The sequence below is a fragment of the Sphingomonas immobilis genome, assembly GCF_030580995.1.
Taxonomy (GTDB): Bacteria; Pseudomonadota; Alphaproteobacteria; order Sphingomonadales; family Sphingomonadaceae; genus Sphingomonas; species Sphingomonas immobilis.
This window is the reverse complement of the sequence record NZ_JAUQSZ010000002.1, coordinates 82,726-100,518: the sequence shown is the minus strand read 5'-3', so window position 1 is coordinate 100,518 and position 17,793 is coordinate 82,726. Positions and strand designations below refer to the sequence as shown.

The window sequence follows — 17,793 nt, the reverse complement described above, 5'->3', positions numbered from 1 at the left end:
CTCAGTATAGCCCGATCGCATTCATCTGATCGCCGAGCTTCTTGTAGATCGCGCGCTGGCGAGCCTCGTCCTCGCGCTCCTGCTTTTCGCGGGCGTCCTGTGCGGGCTTGTCGATCGCCTGCTGCGCCTTGATCTGATCGTCGGAGCGGGTGAGATCCCACTGTTTGAAGTAGATGATCTTGCGCTCATAGGGCTGCGGCTTGCCCTTCATCTCGATGACGAAGCCGTACATGATAAGAAAGGTCAGCCCGATCGCCGCCGTCAGAAAGACGATGTCGTGCTTGCGCTTGCGGCCGAGAAAAGCGCGCAGATCGGCGATGGCGCCGACGGGCGAGATCGGCGCATCGAGGTCTTTGGGCATCCAGGGCAGGCGAAAGCGCATCGTCCCCAGATAGGGGCGGGGCGGCTTGCGCGCCAGCCCCGCCGCTTTCGTCACTGGTCCTCGTTCAGGACGAAGCTCACGCCGATCCTGCGCCAGGTTTCGAACGGGATACCGTCGCGTGTGGCAGGGGTGAAGCGCCATTTCTCGAGCGCGCGGCGGCGCGTGACCTCGAAGAACGAGTCGCTGGTGGCGCTGATGCGCTCGATATCCTTTACGCGGCCATCGACGCCGACCAGCACCCGCACCTCGACGCGGCCGCCATTGCCGGCACGGCGCTCATCGGCGGGATAGACCGGCTGAAAGTTCGCCATGTCCTTGATGGCGGGCTGGACGATGACGGGGGGCAAGGGCTTGATGGGTTCGATGGGGATGGTGCCGCCCCCGCCGCCGTTGCCGAGATCGACCGGGGTGAAGGGCGGCGGTTCGCTGTGGCCGAAGTCGATCGGCTGGAGATCGATCGGCGTCCTGCTGACCTCGGGCGCCTGTCGCGGGAGCGGATCGTCGGCGCGGGGTTGCGGGATGGGCTTGGGCGGGACGGGATCGGATTTCGGCGGTTCGACCGGGATCGCGGTCGCCGTCAGGATCGTCTCGATATGGCGCGAGACGTTCGGGTTCACGAAAAACACCAGTCCGGTCAGGATCGCGCCGTTGACCGCGAGGGCCATTGCGAAACTGCCGGGTTCGATACGCCGGCGCGCATAACGGTCTGCATACATGCCTCGTCTCCTTCTCCTTGGAGCGCGGCCTCTTAGAGTGCCGCCTAGCGAGGATGTTATTATGTCACATCGCGAGTCGCAAGTGTTATGTTATATCCTGTTTGAGACGTGCGACGGTGCGATCCTTGCCGATCAGCGGCAGCAGCGCCTTCATGTCGGGGCCGTGATCGAGCCCGGTCAGCGCGCGGCGGAGCGGCAGGAACAGCGCCTTGCCGCTGCGCCCGGTCGCGGCTTTCAGCGCGGCGGTGAGCTGGCCCCAGGGTTCGGCCTTCCAATCGAGCGCGGGGGCGAGCGTCGCGGCTTCGGCGAGGAAGGCTGCGTCGGCGGGGTCGGTCTGCGCGGTGATCGGGCCTTCGATGACGCGCCACCATTCGCTCGCCTCGCCCACGTGCGCGAGATTGGGGCGCACCGCCTCCCATTCGGCGCAGCCCATGCCGGCGGGCAGGCGCGCCGCCACGCGCTCGAAATCCAGGCCGTGGACGATGCGCGTGTTGAGCGCGGTGAGCTCGGCCTCGTCGAAGCGCGCGGGCGCGCGGCCGAAGCGCGCGAAGTCGAAGGTCTCGATCAAAGTCGCGGCGTCGGCGATCGGCTCGACAGGATCGCTGGTGCCGATGCGGGCGAGGAGCGCGCGCACGGCCTCGGGCTCGATGCCGGCTTCGCGGAAATGTTCGACGCCGAGGCTGCCGAGTCGCTTGGAGAGCTTGCCTTCGCTGCCGGTCAGCAGCGCCTCATGGGCGAAGGCGGGCGGTTCGGCACCCATCGCCGCGAACATCTGTAACTGCAGCGCGGTGTTGGAGACGTGATCCTCGCCGCGCACGACATGGGTTATGCCCATCTCGGCATCGTCGATCGCCGAGGGCAGCATGTAGAGCCACGATCCGTCGGCGCGGCGGATGACCGGGTCGCTCATCGTCCTCGCGTCGAAACGCTGGGGGCCGCGGATGAGGTCGTCCCAGACGATGGCTACGTCGTGATCGAGCTTGAAGCGCCAATGCGGGGCGATGCCCTCCGCCTCCAACTTTTCGCGATCGGCATCGGTGAGCGTCAGCGCGGCACGGTCGTAGAGCGGCGGCAGGCCGCGCCCGGCGGCGATCTTGCGCTTGAGGTCGAGCTCGGCCTGCGTCTCATAGGCCGGATAGACCCGGCCTACTGCGCGCAATGCCTCGAAGCGCGCTTCGTAAAGAGCGAACCGCGCGGACTGTCGCGTCTCGGCATCCGGCGCGAGGCCGAGCCAGCCGAGATCGGCGCGGATCGCCTCCACGAACCGTTCCTCGCTGCGTTCGGCATCGGTATCGTCGATGCGCAGACAAAATTCGCCGCCTTCTTTCCGCGCCCACAGCCAATTGTGGAGCGCGGCGCGGATGTTGCCGACGTGCAGCAGGCCGGTCGGCGAGGGGGCGAAGCGGGTACGGACGGTCATCGGCGGTCAGTAGACCGGCAGGCCGGAGCGGACCAGCGTCGCGCGCAGGTCATCCTCCATCCCGGGCGCGAAGGCGTGACGCGGGAGGAACTGGAACAGGCTTTCGCTGCTGTAGATCACGAAGGTCGCGGGGCTCTCGCGCCAGCCATGCAGTTCGTTCCACGCGAAGCGAGCGCCCCCGCTTGCCGACGTCCATTCGAGTCCGTCGTCGGACCAGCTATAGACGAATGGCTTGTGAATGCTGCGCTGCTGCCGAAACACCCGTCGCGCGCGCGCCGGCTGTTGCGCAAGTGCGAGCAGGCAGAGAAGTCCCCAGAGGGAAGCTCCGACCATGAACCCCGCAATGAAGAAGAGCGGCATCGTGAGGGGTGGCTGACCGTTCTTGTCCAACAACGGTTCCAGCGCGCTACCGATGCCGGCACAGACGGCGATGATGACGCCAGCGCGTAGGGCGGGCTTCCGCCGTATCAACCAGAGATAATTCGCCCGCGTTGCCGCGACCACATCCGCCTCGCTCGGCGTGAATGTTACGCTGCCCGTCATAATTCCTCCGCGCACCCTTTCGCGATTCGCCGCACGCTTCTAAGGGATGCCGCGAGCAAGGGCGCAAGGGGCGGCATCCGATGAAACTTCTGACCGGCAATTCCAATCTGCCGCTGGCGCGCGATATCGCGGCCTATCTCGAGATGCCGCTGACGCAGGCGAGCGTGCGGCGTTTCGCCGATGAGGAAGTGTTCGTCGAAATCCATGAGAACGTGCGCGGCGAGGACGTGTTCGTGCTGCAGTCGACCGGCTATCCGGCCAACGACAACCTCATGGAATTGCTGATCTGCATCGATGCGCTCAAGCGCGCGTCGGCCAAGCGCATCACCGCCGTCGTCCCGTATTTCGGCTATGCCCGGCAGGATCGGAAGCCCGGTCCGCGCACGCCGATCTCGGCCAAGCTGGTCGCCAATCTCATCACCGTCGCGGGCGCGGACCGCGTGCTGTCGGTCGATCTCCACGCCGGGCAGATCCAGGGCTTCTTCGACATTCCGACCGACAATCTGTTCGCGGCGCCTGTGATGTCGGCCGATATCCTGACGCGGTACGGCGGGCGCAACCTGATGGTCGTTTCGCCCGACGTCGGTGGCGTGGTGCGCGCGCGCGCTCTGGCCAAGCGGCTCGACAACGCCCCGCTCGCCATCGTCGACAAAAGGCGTGAGCGCGCCGGCGAATCGGAGGTGATGAACATCATCGGCGACGTCGAGGGCCGCTTTTGCGTGCTGATCGACGATATCGTCGATTCGGGCGGGACGCTGTGCAATGCGGCGTCTGCGCTGAAAGAGGCCGGTGCGGCGGGCGTTGTCGCCTATATCACGCACGGCGTGCTGTCGGGCGGGGCGGTCGCGCGGGTCGAGGGATCGGCGCTCGAGGAACTGGTGATCACCGATTCGATCGGCGCGCATGACGTCATCACGGCGGCCAAGCGCATCCGCCACCTGACGATCGCGCCGCTGCTGGGCGAGGCGATCAAGCGCATCGCCGACGAGTCGAGCGTGTCGTCGCTGTTCGACTGAACCCGTCGAAAGTTTACAAAGTTTACGCTACGTCCCCCTCGTATTGCGCTCCCCTGCAGGGGAGCGCGGATATTCGGGTGCCGGATCGAGGGAGCAGCGGCTGTCATCGGACGCCGGTGTCTCAGATTTCCGCCTTGTAGGACAGATCAGCCGCGCGGGCTCCGCACGCCGGCCAGTTCGCGGCGCTTCAGCTCAGCCTTCAATGTCTCGGGCTTCGGCGCATAGAGGAAGCCGAAGCTGACAGTGCCCGTCCTGGTCTCGACCGCGTGGTGGAGGCGGTGCGCCTGGACGATGCGCTTCATGTAGGCCGAGCGCGGCACATAGCGGTGGCCGATGCGGCGATGGACGATGACGTCATGGAAGCCGAAATAGATCGCGCCGTAGCCCGCGATGCCCGCCCCGATCCACGCAAAGCCGGGCCACCAGCCGAGCTGCACCCCGCCGAGGATGAGCACGAACGAGGGAATCGCGAAGATCACCGCATAGAGATCGTTGAGCTCCCAGTTTCCGGTACGCGGACGGTGATGGCTCGCGTGGAGGAACCAGCCGGGGCCGTGCATCACCCAGCGGTGTGCGACATAGGCGAACAGCTCCATCCCGGCGACGGTCAGCACGAATATCGCAAGAGCATTGGTCCACGGCATCGGCCGCGATATAGCGACGCAATGGCCAATGCGCGACGTTTGATCTCGGGGCTGCTGCTTGCCGCGCTCGCGGCCTGCGCCTCGCCGCGGGTGCCGCTGCGCGACGGGCTGATCCACGCCGGAATCAAGCCGCCGCTTGCCGAATGCATGGCGGGGCGGATGACGCGGCAGCTTTCGATCCTGCAGTTGCGGCGGCTGGCCGGAATCGCCAAGGCCGGGGATTCGCGCGATCTCGATCAGTTCCTCTATCGCCTGCGCGCGCTTGACGACGAGCGCATCGTGACGGTGACGGGAAAGTCGGCGGCGCTGTGCGCCGCGGGGATTGCACGCTAAAACTCTATACCGGAGAGTAACCCGGGGGTGGATTCGCGCCGGAGGCTGTGCTTAAGGCACCCCATCCGATCTTCTCGAAAGGGCTCTTCCCATGAACATCCACGAATATCAGGCCAAGGAACTGCTCGCGAAATTCGGCGTGCCGGTGCCGGCGGGCTTCGCGGCGATGAGCGTGGAGGAGGCGGTAGAAGCCTCGAAGAAGCTGCCCGGGCCACTCTATGTCGTGAAGTCGCAGATCCACGCCGGCGGCCGCGGCAAGGGCAAGTTCAAGGAACTGGGCCCCGACGCCAAGGGCGGTGTCCGCCTTGCCTGGAACGAGGAAGAGGTCCGCGCCGCGGCGACCGACATGCTCGGCAACACGCTGGTGACGATCCAGACCGGCGAGCATGGCAAGCAGGTCAACCGCCTGTACGTCACCGACGGTGCCGACATCGACAAGGAATTCTACCTCGCGCTGCTCGTCAACCGCGCGACCGGCCGCATCTCGATGGTCGTCTCGACCGAGGGCGGCATGGACATCGAGACCGTGGCGCACGACACGCCCGAGAAGATCCAGACGGTCGACATCGATCCCGCGACCGGCTTCATGCCGCATCACGGCCGCGCCGTGGCCGCAGCACTCGGCCTGAGCGGCGACCTCGCCAAGCAGGCGTCGTCGACCGCATCGAAGCTGTACGACGCCTTCCTCGGCACCGATGCCGAGCAGATCGAGATCAACCCGCTCGCCGTCACCAAGCAGGGGCAGTTGCTCGTGCTCGACGCGAAGGTCGCCTTCGACGGCAATTCGATGTTCCGCCACAAGGATCTGATGGAGCTGCGCGACACGACCGAGGAGGATCCGGCCGAGCTGGAAGCATCCAAGTACGACCTCGCCTATATCAAGCTCGACGGCGATATCGGCTGCATGGTCAACGGCGCGGGCCTGGCGATGGCGACGATGGACATCATCAAGCTCAACGGCATGTTCCCGGCGAACTTCCTCGACGTCGGCGGCGGCGCCAACAAGGAGAAGGTGACGGCGGCGTTCAAGATCATCCTCGCCGATCCGAACGTGAAGGGCATCCTCGTCAACATCTTCGGCGGCATCATGAAGTGCGACATCATTGCCGAGGGCATCGTTGCCGCAGCGAAGGAAGTGAACCTGTCGGTGCCGCTGGTCGTCCGCCTCGAGGGCACGAACGTGCAGCAGGGCAAGGACATCCTCGCCAATTCGGGCCTCGCCATCGTTCCCGCGAACGACCTGGGCGACGCCGCGCAGAAGATCGTCGCCGAGGTGAAGAAGGCGGCGTAACGCCAACCGTCGCCTCCCCCCGTCATGCCAGCGCAAGCTGGCATCTCGTGGAGACGGAGCGCGACCTAACCCGAGACCCCAGCTTTCGCTGGGGTGACGGACGGAGAGTGGAATGAAGATCCTGGTGCCGGTCAAGCGCGTGCTTGATTACAATGTGAAGCCCCGCGTGAAGGCGGACGGGACGGGCGTCGATCTGGCGAACGTCAAGATGAGCATGAACCCGTTCGACGAGATCGCCGTCGAAGAGGCGATCCGCCTGAAGGAAAAGGGCGTGGCGACCGAGATCGTCGTCGTTTCCATCGGCGAGGCGAAGGCGCAGGAGACGCTGCGTACGGCGCTGGCGATGGGTGCGGACCGCGCGATCCTGATCACGTCCGAGACCAAGGTCGAGCCGCTCGGCGTCGCCAAGCTGCTGAAGGCGGTGGCGGACGAGGAGCAGCCCTCGCTCGTCATCCTCGGCAAGCAGGCGATCGACGACGACAACAACCAGACCGGCCAGATGCTCGCCGCGCTGACCGGCTGGGGCCAGGGCACGTTCGCCTCGGCCGTGGTGGTCGAGGGTGACAGCGTCACCGTGACGCGCGAAGTCGATGGCGGCTCCGAGACCGAGAAGCTGACGCTTCCCGCAATCGTGACGACCGACCTGCGCCTCAATGAGCCGCGCTACGCCTCGCTGCCCAACATCATGAAGGCGAAGTCGAAGCCGCTCGCGACCAAGACGCCGGCCGATTATGGCGTCGACGTGACGCCGCGCCTGACCACGCTCAAGGTGGTCGAGCCGGCCAAGCGCTCGGCAGGCATCAAGGTTGCGGATGTCGACGAGCTGGTCGGCAAGCTGAAGGCGATGGGAGTTGCGAAGTGACCGTTCTCGTTTGGGTCGAACATGACGGTGCGGCCGTCAAGGATGCCACGCTTTCGGTGGTGACGGCGGCGGCGAAGCTCGGCGACGTCGCGCTGCTTGTGGCGGGTTCGGGCGTCGGCGGCGTCGGCGAGGCGGCGGCGAAGATCGCGGGCGTGTCGAAGGTGCTGGTCGCCGACGACGCCAGCCTGGCGCATGCGCTGGCCGAGAACGTCGCGCCGCTCGTCGCGACGCTGATGGACGGCTATGACGCATTCCTGGTGCCGTCCACCACCAACGGCAAGAACATCGCACCGCGCGTGGCGGCTTTGCTCGACGTGATGCAGATTTCCGACATCCTCAGTGTCGAGAGCGCGGACACGTTCACGCGGCCGATCTATGCCGGCAACGCGATCGCCACGGTGCAGTCGTCGGACGCCAAGAAGGTCATCTCGGTGCGCGGCACCGCGTTCGAGAAGGCGGCTGCAGAAGGCGGTTCGGGCACGGTCGAGGCCGTGTCGGGCGCGGCGGACGCGGGCGTATCGACCTATGTCGGCAGCGAGATCGCCAAGTCGGAGCGGCCGGAGCTGACGTCGGCCAAGGTGATCGTGTCGGGTGGCCGGGCTCTCCAGAACAGCGAGAACTTCCATTCGATCATCGAGCCGCTCGCCGACAAGCTCGGCGCGGGCGTCGGCGCGAGCCGCGCGGCGGTCGATGCGGGCTATGTGCCCAACGACTATCAGGTCGGCCAGACCGGCAAGATCGTGGCACCCGAAGTCTATATCGCCGTCGGCATCTCGGGCGCGATCCAGCATCTGGCGGGCATGAAGGACAGCAAGACCATCATCGCCATCAACAAGGACGAGGACGCCCCGATCTTCCAGGTCGCGGACATCGGCCTGGTCGGCGATCTGTTCAAGATCGTGCCGGAGCTCACCGAAAAGCTCTGATGGTCGCGGCGAGCGACCTGACGTTCGAACATCATGGGGCGGTGCGATACGATCGCGCCGCCCTTTTGATTCTGGCGACGCTGCGGGCGTTCGCCGATGCGCAGCCGGTGGATCGGGCGGGCACGCGGTTGCATGGCGATCCGGCGCTCGCGACTTTGCTGATGCCCGATGGCCCGATCGGGGCGGTCGCGGCGGCGTTGATTGGCGGCGGTGCGCGTCCGGTGCGGGCGGTCCTGTTCGACAAGACGCCATCCGCGAACTGGGCGCTGGCGTGGCATCAGGACCGCACGATCGCGGTGCGCGAGCGTATCGACGTGGCGGGCTTCGGGCCGTGGACGGTGAAGGCCGGGATGCCGCACGTCGCGCCGCCGCCGGAAGTGCAGGTGGGGATGGCGACATTGCGGGTGCATATCGACGACGTGCCGGCGACGAACGCGCCGCTGCTCGTGGCGCCGGGATCGCACCGGCTCGGGCGGATCGCGGAAAGCGCGGTGGATGCGGTGGTGGCGCGGTGCGGCGTGGTGGCGTGTACGGCCGAGGCGGGAGACATCTGGGCCTACGTCACGCCGATCCTGCACGCCTCCGACCGCGCGGACCCGCCGGCGCGGCGGCGCGTTCTGCAAGTCGACTTTGCCGCCACGGAACTGCCCGGCGGCCTGTATTGGCTTGGGATATGACGCCATGATCCGCCGCCACCTCCTCATCACCGGGCGTGTGCAGAACGTGTTCTACCGCGACTGGATGGTCGAGCAGGCCGCCGCGCTCGGCATCGACGGGTGGGTGCGGAACCGGGCGGATGGGTCGGTCGAGGCTGTCGTGGCGGGGGCTTCCGAGCTGGTCGAGACGCTGATCGTGCGGTGCCGGGAGGGATCGCCGGCGTCGCGGGTGGCGGAGGTGATCGTTACGCCGGACGAGAGCGGCGCGGTGTACGAGCGCTTCGAAAAGCGGGCGACCATTTGAGGTTCGTGCCCGTGGCGCGTCCTTCGACTTCGCTCAGGACGAACGGGGTTGGTTGGCGATTGTCCGTGATGGCGCGGCAGTTGCACTACGCGCCATTGACGCTGCAGCGCAGCATGGCCACTTGGCGGGGATGCATGCTCCCGCCAAGCCGTCCGCGCCTGTCGCCCTGATCCACGCGGCGCTGGCGATGGGCGGGTTCGCGATCGGCACGACCGAGTTCGCGACGATGAGCCTGCTGCCCTATTTCGCGGCCGACCTGCGCATCGATGCGCCGACGGCGGGGCATGTCATCAGCGCCTACGCGCTCGGCGTCGTGGTCGGCGCGCCGCTGCTGGCGGTGTCGGCGGCGAAGCTGGCGCGGCGGACGCAATTGCTGCTGCTGATGACGATGTTCGCGCTGTTCAACGGGCTGAGCGCGGTGGCACCGACCTATCACTGGATGCTGTTGTTCCGCTTCCTGAGCGGGCTGCCGCACGGCGCATACTTCGGCGTCGCGATGCTCGTCGCGGCGTCGCTGGTGCCCGATAACCAGCGCACGCAGGCGGTGGGGCGGGTGATGCTGGGGCTGACGACGGCGACGATCATCGGCGTGCCGATGGCGAACTGGCTGGGGCAGGTGGTGGGCTGGCGCTGGGGGTTCGGCGTGGTGGCACTGCTGTCGTTGCTGACGGTGATCCTGGTGGGGCTGTTCGCGCCGCGCGACCGGCCGCACCCCGAGACGAGCCCGCTGACCGAACTCGGCGCGCTTGCCAATGCGCGGGTGTGGCTGACGCTGGCGATCGGCGCGATCGGCTTCGGCGGGCTGTTCTGCGTCTACACCTATCTCGCCTCGACGCTGCTGGCGGTGACGGGCAGCCCCGCGACGATGATCCCGGTGGTGTTGGCGGTGTTCGGCGTCGGTATGACGGTGGGCAGTATCGTCGCGCCGCGCTTCGCCGACCGCGCGCTGATGCCGACGGCGGCGGGGCTGCTGGTGTGGAGTGCGGTTTCGCTGCTGTTCTACCCGCTGGCGGCGCGGGCGTTCTGGTCGATCTGCCTGGACGTGTTCGCGATCGGCTTTTCGGGGGCGTTGGGCATCGTCCTGCAGACGCGGCTGATGGATGTGGCGGGCAAGGCGCAGGGGCTGGCGGCGGCGCTCAACCATTCGGCGTTCAACACCGCCAACGCGCTCGGGCCGCTGCTCGGCGGGGCGGCGATCGCGGCGGGGCTGGGCTGGACCTCGACCGGCTGGGTCGGCGCGCTGCTGGCGTTGGGCGGCCTCGCGATTCTCGGGCTGGCGGTGCTGTTCGACCGGGTGCAGGCGGGGCGAAGGTAACGAAGGTTCCGCAAAACGGGGGTGAAACTGCGACGAACCGAGTGCCCATTGGCGTTCGGACGGTCCTTTTTCCGGGCACGACGATGTCAAAGAGCCGGGCGCGACCATAAACGCGCGCCCGGCCTGTAGGACAGCGCTTTATCGCGCCAGCGCCTCGGCGATCAGTCTGCGCGAGTTCTCCACGCCGTAGAGCGCGATGAAACTGCCCATGCGCGGCCCTTGCGAGGAGCCGAGCAGCGTCTCGTAAAGCGCCTTGAACCAGTCGCGGAGCGTCTCGAAGCCCGCTGTCTTGCCGATTTCATAGACGATGTTCTGGATCGTCTCGGCATCGGCATCTGCCGCAAGCGCGGCGAGATCGGTGTCGAGGCGTTCCAGCGCGGCGCGCTCGACGGCGTCGGGCGGGCGCTTGACCAGCGTCGGCGCGACGAAATCGCGGCCGTAGGCGATGGCATAGCCGATCAGCCGGTCGAGTTCCGGGTACGCCTCTGGCGTCGCATCGGGCACGTAGTTGGCGAGATAGCCCCAGACCTGTTCGCGCGTCGCATCGCCCATCACGCCGACGAGGTTGAGGAGCAGGCCGAAGGTGACCGGCAACTCGCCGGTCGGCAGCTTGCCGTCGTGAATGTGATGGACGGGGTTGCCGAGCTGTTCCTTCAGCGCCTGGCCCGCGTAATTGCCGCGGAACTGCCAATATTCGTCCACCGCGCGCGGGATGACGCCCATGTGCAGCGACTTGGCCTTCTTCGGCTCGCGGTACGCGAAGAAGGCGAGGCTCTCGGGGCTGCCATAGGTTAGCCATTGTTCGATCGAGAGGCCGTTGCCCTTCGATTTGGAGATCTTCTCGCCCTTTTCGTCGAGGAACATCTCGTAATTGAAGCCCTCGGGCGGGCGGCCGCCGAGGACGCGGCAGATCTTCGAGCTCTGCACGACCGAATCGATCAGATCCTTGCCCGCCATCTCGTAATCGACGCCGAGCGCGACCCAGCGCATTGCCCAGTCGACCTTCCACTGCAGCTTGGCATGGCCGCCGAGCACGGTCTGGGTGATGCGCTCGCCGTCGTCGTCGGTGAAGGCGATGAGGCCGGCGTCGGCGTCGACCACCTCGACCGGCACCTGCAGGACGATGCCCGACGTGGGGCTGACCGGCAGGACGGGCGAATAGGTCGCACGGCGATCGGCACCGAGCGTGGGCAGCATGACGTCGAGGATCGCCTGATAATGGCGCAGCACCGACTTGAGCGCATCGTCGAAGCGTCCGTCGGCATAATAGTCGGTCGAGGAGGCGAATTCGTACTCGAAGCCGTAATCGTCGAGGAAGCTGCGCAGGCGCGCGTTGTTGTGTGCCGCAAAGCTCTCGTGCGTGCCGAACGGATCGGGGATGCGCGACAAGGGCTTGCCGAGATGTTCGGTGAGCATCGCCTTGTTGGGCACATTGTCGGGAACCTTGCGCAGGCCGTCCATGTCGTCGCTGAAGGCGATCAGGCGGGTGGGCTGGTCGGACAGCGCGTGGAAGGCATTGCGCACCATCGTCGTGCGCAGCACTTCGTTGAAAGTGCCGATGTGCGGGAGGCCCGAGGGGCCGTAGCCCGTTTCGAAGAGGATCGGCGCAGCTTGTCCGTTCTTGGGGGGCTTGCCGTCGGGATAGCGTTTCAGGAGCTTGCGCGCCTCCTCATAGGGCCAGGCCTTGGAATCGAGGGCGGTGCTGCGGTCTTCGGTCATGATGGCGGCTGGTTAGCGGCATGTGGCGCGCGCGTCACCCCGGTTGGTCGCCTTGGACTTCACCGCACGGGCGTGATCGCCTATGCGCGCAGGTGATGGGCGCGCTCGACCCGCGTGCCGGGAGCGCCGCATGACCGTCAATATCGCCGTCTGCGGCAAGTTCCATTTCGCGAATTACGTGAAATACGTGTCTGCACAGGGATACCTCCAGAAGTTCTACTACGCGCACAAGCGCGCCACCGATGCGACGCTGGGCCTGCCCGCGGAGCAGATCTTCAACTTCCCGTTCAAGGAATATCTCGTGCAGGGGCACGGGCGACTGTTCGGAACAGTCGGCACGGGGCCGGCGCATATCCTCTACGGGGCCGTGTGGAGCCGGGCGGTGCTGTCCGCCTGGCGGCCCGCCGATCTGTGGCATGTGATGGCGCACGGCCATGAGACCGCAGTGGTAAGGCGCGCGGGGCGCGACGGCGCTCGGGTGCTGGCCGAGGCGGTCAACACGCATCCCGACAATCAGCGCGAGATCTTGCACCGCGAGGCCGAGCGCTGGGGCGTGAAGGGCGTCTCGCTGCACCGCTCGACCCGCGACGCGCGGCTGATCGACGAAATCGCGAGCGCGGACCGCGTGCTGGTGCCCTCTGCGACGGTCGCGCGCTCGTTCGTGGAACGCGGCATCGATGCGGAACGAGTGGTGAAACTGCCATATGCCGCCAATCTGTCGCGTTTCTTTCCGGCCGAGCATCCTATCCCCAACGGGGACGAGCGCCGGCCGCTGAAGATTGTCTGCGTCGGGACGATCGGGTTGCGCAAAGGCCAGTTTCACCTGCTCGAAGCCTGCCGCAGGCTCGGGCCCGACGTTGTCGATCTTACCCTGGTGGGGACGGTCGACACGGCGGTCGCGGCGCGGCTGGGCAGCTACGCCGGGCAGTTCCGCCACCTCCAGCGCGTGCCCAACGTTGAGATGCGCACGCTGCTGCTCGAACATGACCTGTTCGTGCTGCCGTCGCTGGAGGAAGGGCTGGCGGTGTCGATCTGCGAGGCGCTGGCGTGCGGGCTGCCGGTAGTGGCGACGCGCGAATCGGGGGCGGAGGAAATGGTCGTGGACGGCGAGACCGGCTTTCTGGTCGAGGCGGGTTCCGCCGATGCGCTGGCCGCGCTGCTCGGCCGGCTTGCCCGCGAGCGCGAGACGCTTCCGGTGATCGGCGCGGCGGCGGCGGCGGTGACGCGCCGCTGGCTGAACTGGGAAACCTATGCCGCCCAGTTGTGCGACGTGTATGCGCAGATGGGCGGCTGAACAGGTTGCCATTCTGTTCCGGTGCGCTATCCCCGTCGGGTGCTGCCCTATCCTGCCCTTCACGCCAGCCACGGCGGCATATGGATCGCCGACGACAGCGGCACACGGCCGATCGGGCGGGGTGAGGCGATACGGATCGCGGCGGATACGCCGGTCATTCTGCTCAATGCACCTTTGGTGGCGCAGCGGCTGGGGTTCGCCGAGCTTTCGGGGCTCGATCTGCTGGAGCTCTACGCCTTCCTGTTCCCGGCGCGCTTCATGGTGCCGACGCCCAAGGGGCTCGCGCGCGTCGCCGGGATCGCCGTGCCGGGGAGCGATGCCGAGGTGGCGGGGTTCCTGCGCGCGGCGGCGGCGGCCTTGCTCGACGTCACCAAAGGCGACTGGCCCGAGCGCGAGGGGGCGTGGAGCGCGGCGCAGAACCTCGCGAAACTGCGCTGGCCGTGGGCGCCGATCGTCGGCACGCGGCTGACGCGGCCGGCGACAGCGGAGCGCTGGCTGTTCTCGAAACTGCCCGAATGGTCGGAAGGCGCGCCGCGCCCTGCGCCGCGCACGATCACGCTCGGCGCGGAGGAGACGGGCGCGCGGCTGGCGCATCTCACCGGCAGCCTAGCCGAGGAGCGGCCCGGGCAGCGCGCGTTCGCGGGCGCGGCGATCGAGGCGTTCGGCCCGCGCATGGTGCGCGACGCGCCCAATCTCGTGCTGGCGGAGGCCGGGACTGGGATCGGCAAGACGCTCGGCTATCTCGCGCCCGCTTCGCTGTGGGCGGAGAAGGCGGGCGGGGCGGTGTGGGTGTCGACCTATACCAAGGCGCTGCAGCGGCAGTTGAGCCACGAGACCGCGCGGCTGTTCCCCGATCCGGCGCTGCGGCGGCTGAAGGTGGTGACGCGCAAGGGGCGGGAGAATTATTTGTGCCTGCTCAACCTGGAGGATGCGCTGCAGGGCGGGTTCGCGGGAAGGGCGGCGGTGCTGGCGCAACTGGTGGCGCGTTGGGCGGCGTATAGCGCGGACGGCGACATGGTCGGCGGCGATCTGCCGGGGTGGCTGACGACCCTGTTCCGGCGCGCGGGCAGCACTGCGCTGACCGACCGGCGCGGCGAGTGCGTCTATGCCGGCTGCCCGCATTACCGGAAGTGCTTCATCGAGCGCGCAGGGCGGGCGAGCGTGGAGGCCGATATCGTCATCGCCAATCATGCCCTGGTGATGGTCAATGCGGCGCGCGGGCGCGAATTGTCGACGCGGCCGACGCGCTACGTGTTCGACGAGGGGCATCACCTGTTCGACGCGGCCGACATGATGTTCTCGACCGCGCTGACCGGGCAGGAGACGATCGAGCTGCGGCGCTGGATCCTCGGCCCAGAGAGCGGCGGGCGCGGGCGGCGGCGCGGGCTGGCGGCGCGGCTCTCCGACGTGGCGAGCTATGACGAGGCGGGGGCGCAGGCGATCGCCGATGCCGTCAAGGCGGCGGGGGCGCTGGCGGCCGATGGCTGGCTGCAGCGGCTGGCGGACGGACAGCCGTTCGGACCGGTCGAGACGTTGCTCGCGGCGGTGCGCGGGTTGACCTACGCGCGCGCCGAATCGGATGGCGATGCGGGCTACGGGCTCGAGACCGAGCTGGCCGAGCCCGATCCAGCGCTGGTCGAGGCGGCGGGGCCGGCGGCACATGCGCTCGATGCGTTGGTGCGGCCGCTGGTCGCGCTCGGGCGGCGGCTGGAGGCGGTGCTGGCCGATGCGCCCGACTGGATGGACGCGCCGGCGCGTGCGCGGATCGAGGGGGCGATCGCTTCGCTCGGCTGGCGCGCGGAGACGGTGGCGTCGTGGCTGGCGCTGCTCGCGCGCATCGGCGGGCCGGCGGCGGAGCAGTTCGTCGACTGGCTGATCGTCAACCGCATCGAGGGGCGCGATTACGACGTCGGCCTGCTGCGCCACTGGCTCGATCCCTCGAAACCGTTTGCCGAGATCGTCTTGCGGCCAGCCCACGGCGCGCTCGTTACTTCGGCGACGTTGCGCGGCGGCGGCGATTGGGAAGTCGCGGAGGCGCGGACCGGCGCGCAGCATCTGATCCGCGCGGGCACGCGCTTCGAGGCGGCGAGCCCGTTCGATTATGCAAGCCAAGCCGAGGTGCTGATCGTCACCGACGTGAAGCGCGGTGATCTTGGCGGGCTGGCCAATGCCTATGCCCGGCTCGCGGTGGCGTCGGGCGGGGGGATGCTCGGGTTGTTCACCGCGATCCGGCGGCTGCGCGCGGTGCATACGCGGATCGCCGACCGGCTCGCGCGCGAGGGGCTGCCGCTCTACGCGCAGCATGTCGATCCGATCGATACGGGCACGCTCGTCGATATCTTCCGCGACGATCACCATGCGTCGCTGCTGGGGACCGACGCGCTGCGCGACGGCGTCGACGTGCCCGGCGAATCGCTGCGGCTGGTGGTGATGGAGGGGGTGCCGTGGCCCAAGCCGAGCGTGCTGCACGCCGCGCGGCGGCTGGCGAACGGCGGCAGCGCCTATGACGATCGCATCGTGCGGGCGCGGCTGGCGCAGGCGTTCGGGCGGCTGATCCGGCGTGCGGACGATCGCGGCGTGTTCGTGCTGCTGTCGGCGGCGATGCCCTCGCGGTTGTTGACCGCCTTCCCGCCGGGCGTGCCGGTCGCGCGGGTGACGCTCGACGAGGCGATCTCGCGCGTGCGACGCCTTCCATCCGTCGCCGTTGTGGGGCAAGAGGCGGGCGAGGACGCCTGACGGAGACGCCCATTGAAGACGCTCACGCTGCTCCGTCACGCCAAGTCGGGCTGGGACGACCCCGTGGCGCGCGATTTCGACCGGCCGCTGAACGGCAAGGGGCGGCGCGCGGCGGCGATGATGGGGCGGCACATGCGCGGGCTGGGTCTCGCCTTCGACCATGTCATCGCCTCGCCCGCCGTGCGCGTGGTGGAGACATTGTCCGAGATCGAGGCCGGCTATGGATCGGCGCTGGCACCCGCGTGGGACCGGCGGCTGTATCTCGCGTCGGCGGCGACGATCCTCGATGCGATCCAGGAATTGCCGGATGCGGCGGCGGACGTGCTGCTGATCGGGCACAATCCGGGGCTGGAGGATCTCGTGCTGCTGCTGGTGCCCGATGCGGAAGGGGACGCCCTGCGCGACGCGGTCGAGGTGAAATATCCGACCGCGACGCTCGCGCGGATGACCTTCGACGTGGCGGCGTGGACGGGCGTGAAGGCGAACGGCGCGACGCTGGCGGCGTTCGTGCGGCCGCGCGATCTGGACGCGGCGCTGGGGCCGGACGGGGATTAGGACTTTTTCAGCAGATCCTTCAGTCCCGCCAGCGCGCCGGCGGGTTTTTCCTCCTCGCCTTCGCTGATGACGCCGGCAGCCTTGAGCGCGGCCGCCGCACCGGGGCCGCGCGGGAAGGGATCGAGCGCGAGCGCCATCGTCTCCGCCGCCGCCTCGCCGAGATCGATCGCGCCGCCTTCGTAGGGGATGACGTCGAGCGCGCCTTCGTCGAGTTCGATCTCCTCGGCATCGGCGTCGGTGCCGTCGACGAACAGGAGCGCGACAGCCTCGTCGACCGTGACGGCAATCGGCTCGGCGGTGACGGTGCAGGCCTGCACCACCGATGCGGTGACGCGGCCGCGCACGGCGATGCCGGCGGCTTCGCGCCGCACGCCCAGCGTCGCCTCGAGCGCGTCGATCGACACCAGGGCGAAGCGCTGCGCCAGTGCGGCGCGTTCGGCCGGTTCGGCGGCGATCGTCACCTCACGTTCTCCGGCGCCGATCGTATCGACACGCTCCGGCCGGGAGAATTCGGGCGGGGTCACGGCAAATCCCCCGCGATCAGCGCGCGGGCGGGCGTGGCGGCGAGCGCATCGCGCAAGGCGAACAGCGACGTGCCGACATGCGCCAGCGCCGCCGGTGCGGGCGCCGCGCCGCGATAGAGGTTGCGGGTGAGCGCGGGGCCGAGATCGCCCGCCGCGATGCCGTCACGGTACGCGCCGATGCGGCCGCCCAGCATGCTCATCATCTTGCCGATATGCTTGCCGACGACGACGTCGCCGATGCCGATCTGGCGGAGCTGGCCGTCCATGTCGTCGACGAACCGCTCGGTCACGCGCGCGCTGATCGCGGCGCTGGCGGGATCGCCCTCCAGCCGCAGCAGCACGATCGAGAGGACGGCGGCGATCATGTCGAAGCGGCCGTCGATCGTATCGGGCACAGCGCCGTCGAGATACCAGTGCGGCGCGCGTCCGCGCTCGACGATCGCGGTGTAGAGCGGCAGGGCCTCGTCGTTCCGCCGCCCGAAAATCCTGTTCAACAAGCTCAACCGGGCACTCCCAAGTGGTGGCCCTTGTTTGGCCGTGTTCTGCGGCATATTGAG

General features: G+C 68.0%; 19 protein-coding genes. 11 read left to right on the top strand and 8 right to left on the bottom strand.

What is annotated here, in order from left to right; all coding sequences use genetic code 11:
• Position 1: 1 nt before the first annotated feature.
• From Q5H94_RS03440 to Q5H94_RS03425, 4 genes are all read right to left on the bottom strand, one after another.
• Positions 2-436, bottom strand: coding sequence for a hypothetical protein (locus tag Q5H94_RS03440; RefSeq protein ID WP_304559833.1), 435 nt, complete (start codon positions 434-436; stop codon positions 2-4).
• Positions 433-1,098, bottom strand: coding sequence for an energy transducer TonB (locus Q5H94_RS03435; protein ID WP_304559832.1), 666 nt, complete (start codon positions 1,096-1,098; stop codon positions 433-435). The genes Q5H94_RS03440 and Q5H94_RS03435 overlap by 4 nt, the downstream gene beginning before the upstream one ends.
• 85 nt (positions 1,099-1,183) lie before the next feature.
• A complete protein-coding gene (gene gltX, locus Q5H94_RS03430; protein WP_304559831.1) occupies positions 1,184-2,518 on the bottom strand; it encodes a glutamate--tRNA ligase in 1,335 nt (444 codons plus the stop codon).
• A 6-nt stretch (positions 2,519-2,524) separates the two neighbouring features.
• Positions 2,525-3,022: a YcxB family protein gene (locus Q5H94_RS03425; RefSeq protein ID WP_304559830.1), complete on the bottom strand. Its 498-nt coding sequence runs from the start codon at positions 3,020-3,022 to the stop codon at positions 2,525-2,527.
• A 119-nt stretch (positions 3,023-3,141) separates the two neighbouring features.
• Here Q5H94_RS03425 and Q5H94_RS03420 point away from each other — a divergent pair, with 119 nt between their 5' ends.
• Positions 3,142-4,077: a ribose-phosphate pyrophosphokinase gene (locus Q5H94_RS03420; RefSeq protein ID WP_304559829.1), complete on the top strand. Its 936-nt coding sequence runs from the start codon at positions 3,142-3,144 to the stop codon at positions 4,075-4,077.
• A 146-nt stretch (positions 4,078-4,223) separates the two neighbouring features.
• Here the strand turns inward: Q5H94_RS03420 and Q5H94_RS03415 are convergent, their stop codons facing one another.
• Positions 4,224-4,721 carry a sterol desaturase family protein gene (locus Q5H94_RS03415; RefSeq protein ID WP_304559828.1) on the bottom strand — a complete coding sequence of 166 codons (498 nt, stop codon included), beginning with the start codon at positions 4,719-4,721 and terminating at the stop codon, positions 4,224-4,226.
• A 21-nt stretch (positions 4,722-4,742) separates the two neighbouring features.
• Here Q5H94_RS03415 and Q5H94_RS03410 point away from each other — a divergent pair, with 21 nt between their 5' ends.
• The 7 genes from Q5H94_RS03410 to Q5H94_RS03380 all read left to right on the top strand — a co-directional run bounded on the left by Q5H94_RS03410 (position 4,743) and on the right by Q5H94_RS03380 (position 10,408).
• A complete protein-coding gene (locus Q5H94_RS03410; RefSeq protein WP_304559827.1) occupies positions 4,743-5,054 on the top strand; it encodes a hypothetical protein in 312 nt (103 codons plus the stop codon).
• Positions 5,055-5,145: 91 nt separating this feature from the next.
• Positions 5,146-6,345, top strand: a complete 1,200-nt coding sequence (sucC, locus tag Q5H94_RS03405; protein ID WP_304559826.1) for an ADP-forming succinate--CoA ligase subunit beta — start codon at positions 5,146-5,148, stop codon at positions 6,343-6,345.
• 112 nt (positions 6,346-6,457) lie between these two features.
• Positions 6,458-7,207 (top strand): electron transfer flavoprotein subunit beta/FixA family protein, encoded by a 750-nt coding sequence (locus tag Q5H94_RS03400; RefSeq protein ID WP_304559825.1) that lies wholly within the window; start codon positions 6,458-6,460, stop codon positions 7,205-7,207.
• Positions 7,204-8,133, top strand: a complete 930-nt coding sequence (locus tag Q5H94_RS03395; RefSeq protein ID WP_304559824.1) for an electron transfer flavoprotein subunit alpha/FixB family protein — start codon at positions 7,204-7,206, stop codon at positions 8,131-8,133. The genes Q5H94_RS03400 and Q5H94_RS03395 overlap by 4 nt, the downstream gene beginning before the upstream one ends.
• A complete protein-coding gene (locus Q5H94_RS03390) occupies positions 8,133-8,810 on the top strand; it encodes a phytanoyl-CoA dioxygenase family protein (RefSeq protein ID WP_304559823.1) in 678 nt (225 codons plus the stop codon). Before Q5H94_RS03395 ends, Q5H94_RS03390 begins: the two co-directional genes overlap by 1 nt.
• Positions 8,811-8,814: 4 nt before the next feature.
• Positions 8,815-9,093 (top strand): acylphosphatase, encoded by a 279-nt coding sequence (locus Q5H94_RS03385; RefSeq protein WP_304559822.1) that lies wholly within the window; start codon positions 8,815-8,817, stop codon positions 9,091-9,093.
• 130 nt (positions 9,094-9,223) lie between these two features.
• On the top strand, positions 9,224-10,408 hold the full coding sequence (locus tag Q5H94_RS03380) for an MFS transporter (RefSeq protein ID WP_304560149.1): 1,185 nt from the start codon (positions 9,224-9,226) through the stop codon (positions 10,406-10,408).
• Positions 10,409-10,546: 138 nt separating this feature from the next.
• On the opposite strand, the gene Q5H94_RS03375 is transcribed toward Q5H94_RS03380, so the two are convergent.
• A complete protein-coding gene (locus Q5H94_RS03375; protein WP_304559821.1) occupies positions 10,547-12,127 on the bottom strand; it encodes a lysine--tRNA ligase in 1,581 nt (526 codons plus the stop codon).
• Positions 12,128-12,257: 130 nt separating this feature from the next.
• Between Q5H94_RS03375 and Q5H94_RS03370 the strand changes: the two genes are divergently transcribed.
• From Q5H94_RS03370 to Q5H94_RS03360, 3 genes are read left to right on the top strand one after another with little or no spacing between them, the layout of a single operon-like run.
• Complete coding sequence (locus Q5H94_RS03370) at positions 12,258-13,421, top strand: glycosyltransferase family 4 protein (RefSeq protein WP_304559820.1); 1,164 nt, start codon at positions 12,258-12,260, stop codon at positions 13,419-13,421.
• A 21-nt stretch (positions 13,422-13,442) separates the two neighbouring features.
• Positions 13,443-16,157 carry an ATP-dependent DNA helicase gene (locus Q5H94_RS03365; protein WP_304559819.1) on the top strand — a complete coding sequence of 905 codons (2,715 nt, stop codon included), beginning with the start codon at positions 13,443-13,445 and terminating at the stop codon, positions 16,155-16,157.
• A gap of 12 nt (positions 16,158-16,169) precedes the next feature.
• Entirely contained in the window at positions 16,170-16,712 is a 543-nt protein-coding gene (locus tag Q5H94_RS03360; RefSeq protein ID WP_304559818.1) for a SixA phosphatase family protein, read from the top strand.
• On the opposite strand, the gene Q5H94_RS03355 is transcribed toward Q5H94_RS03360, so the two are convergent.
• Together Q5H94_RS03355 and Q5H94_RS03350 are read right to left on the bottom strand one after the other, a co-directional pair.
• The gene (locus tag Q5H94_RS03355; RefSeq protein ID WP_304559817.1) at positions 16,709-17,236 is read right to left on the bottom strand and encodes a YceD family protein; all 528 of its coding nucleotides are present in this window, start codon (positions 17,234-17,236) and stop codon (positions 16,709-16,711) included. The two genes, Q5H94_RS03360 and Q5H94_RS03355, sit on opposite strands and share 4 nt — an antisense overlap.
• On the bottom strand, positions 17,233-17,739 hold the full coding sequence (locus Q5H94_RS03350; protein ID WP_431312132.1) for a ubiquinol-cytochrome C chaperone family protein: 507 nt from the start codon (positions 17,737-17,739) through the stop codon (positions 17,233-17,235). Before Q5H94_RS03350 ends, Q5H94_RS03355 begins: the two co-directional genes overlap by 4 nt.
• Positions 17,740-17,793: the final 54 nt, after the last annotated feature.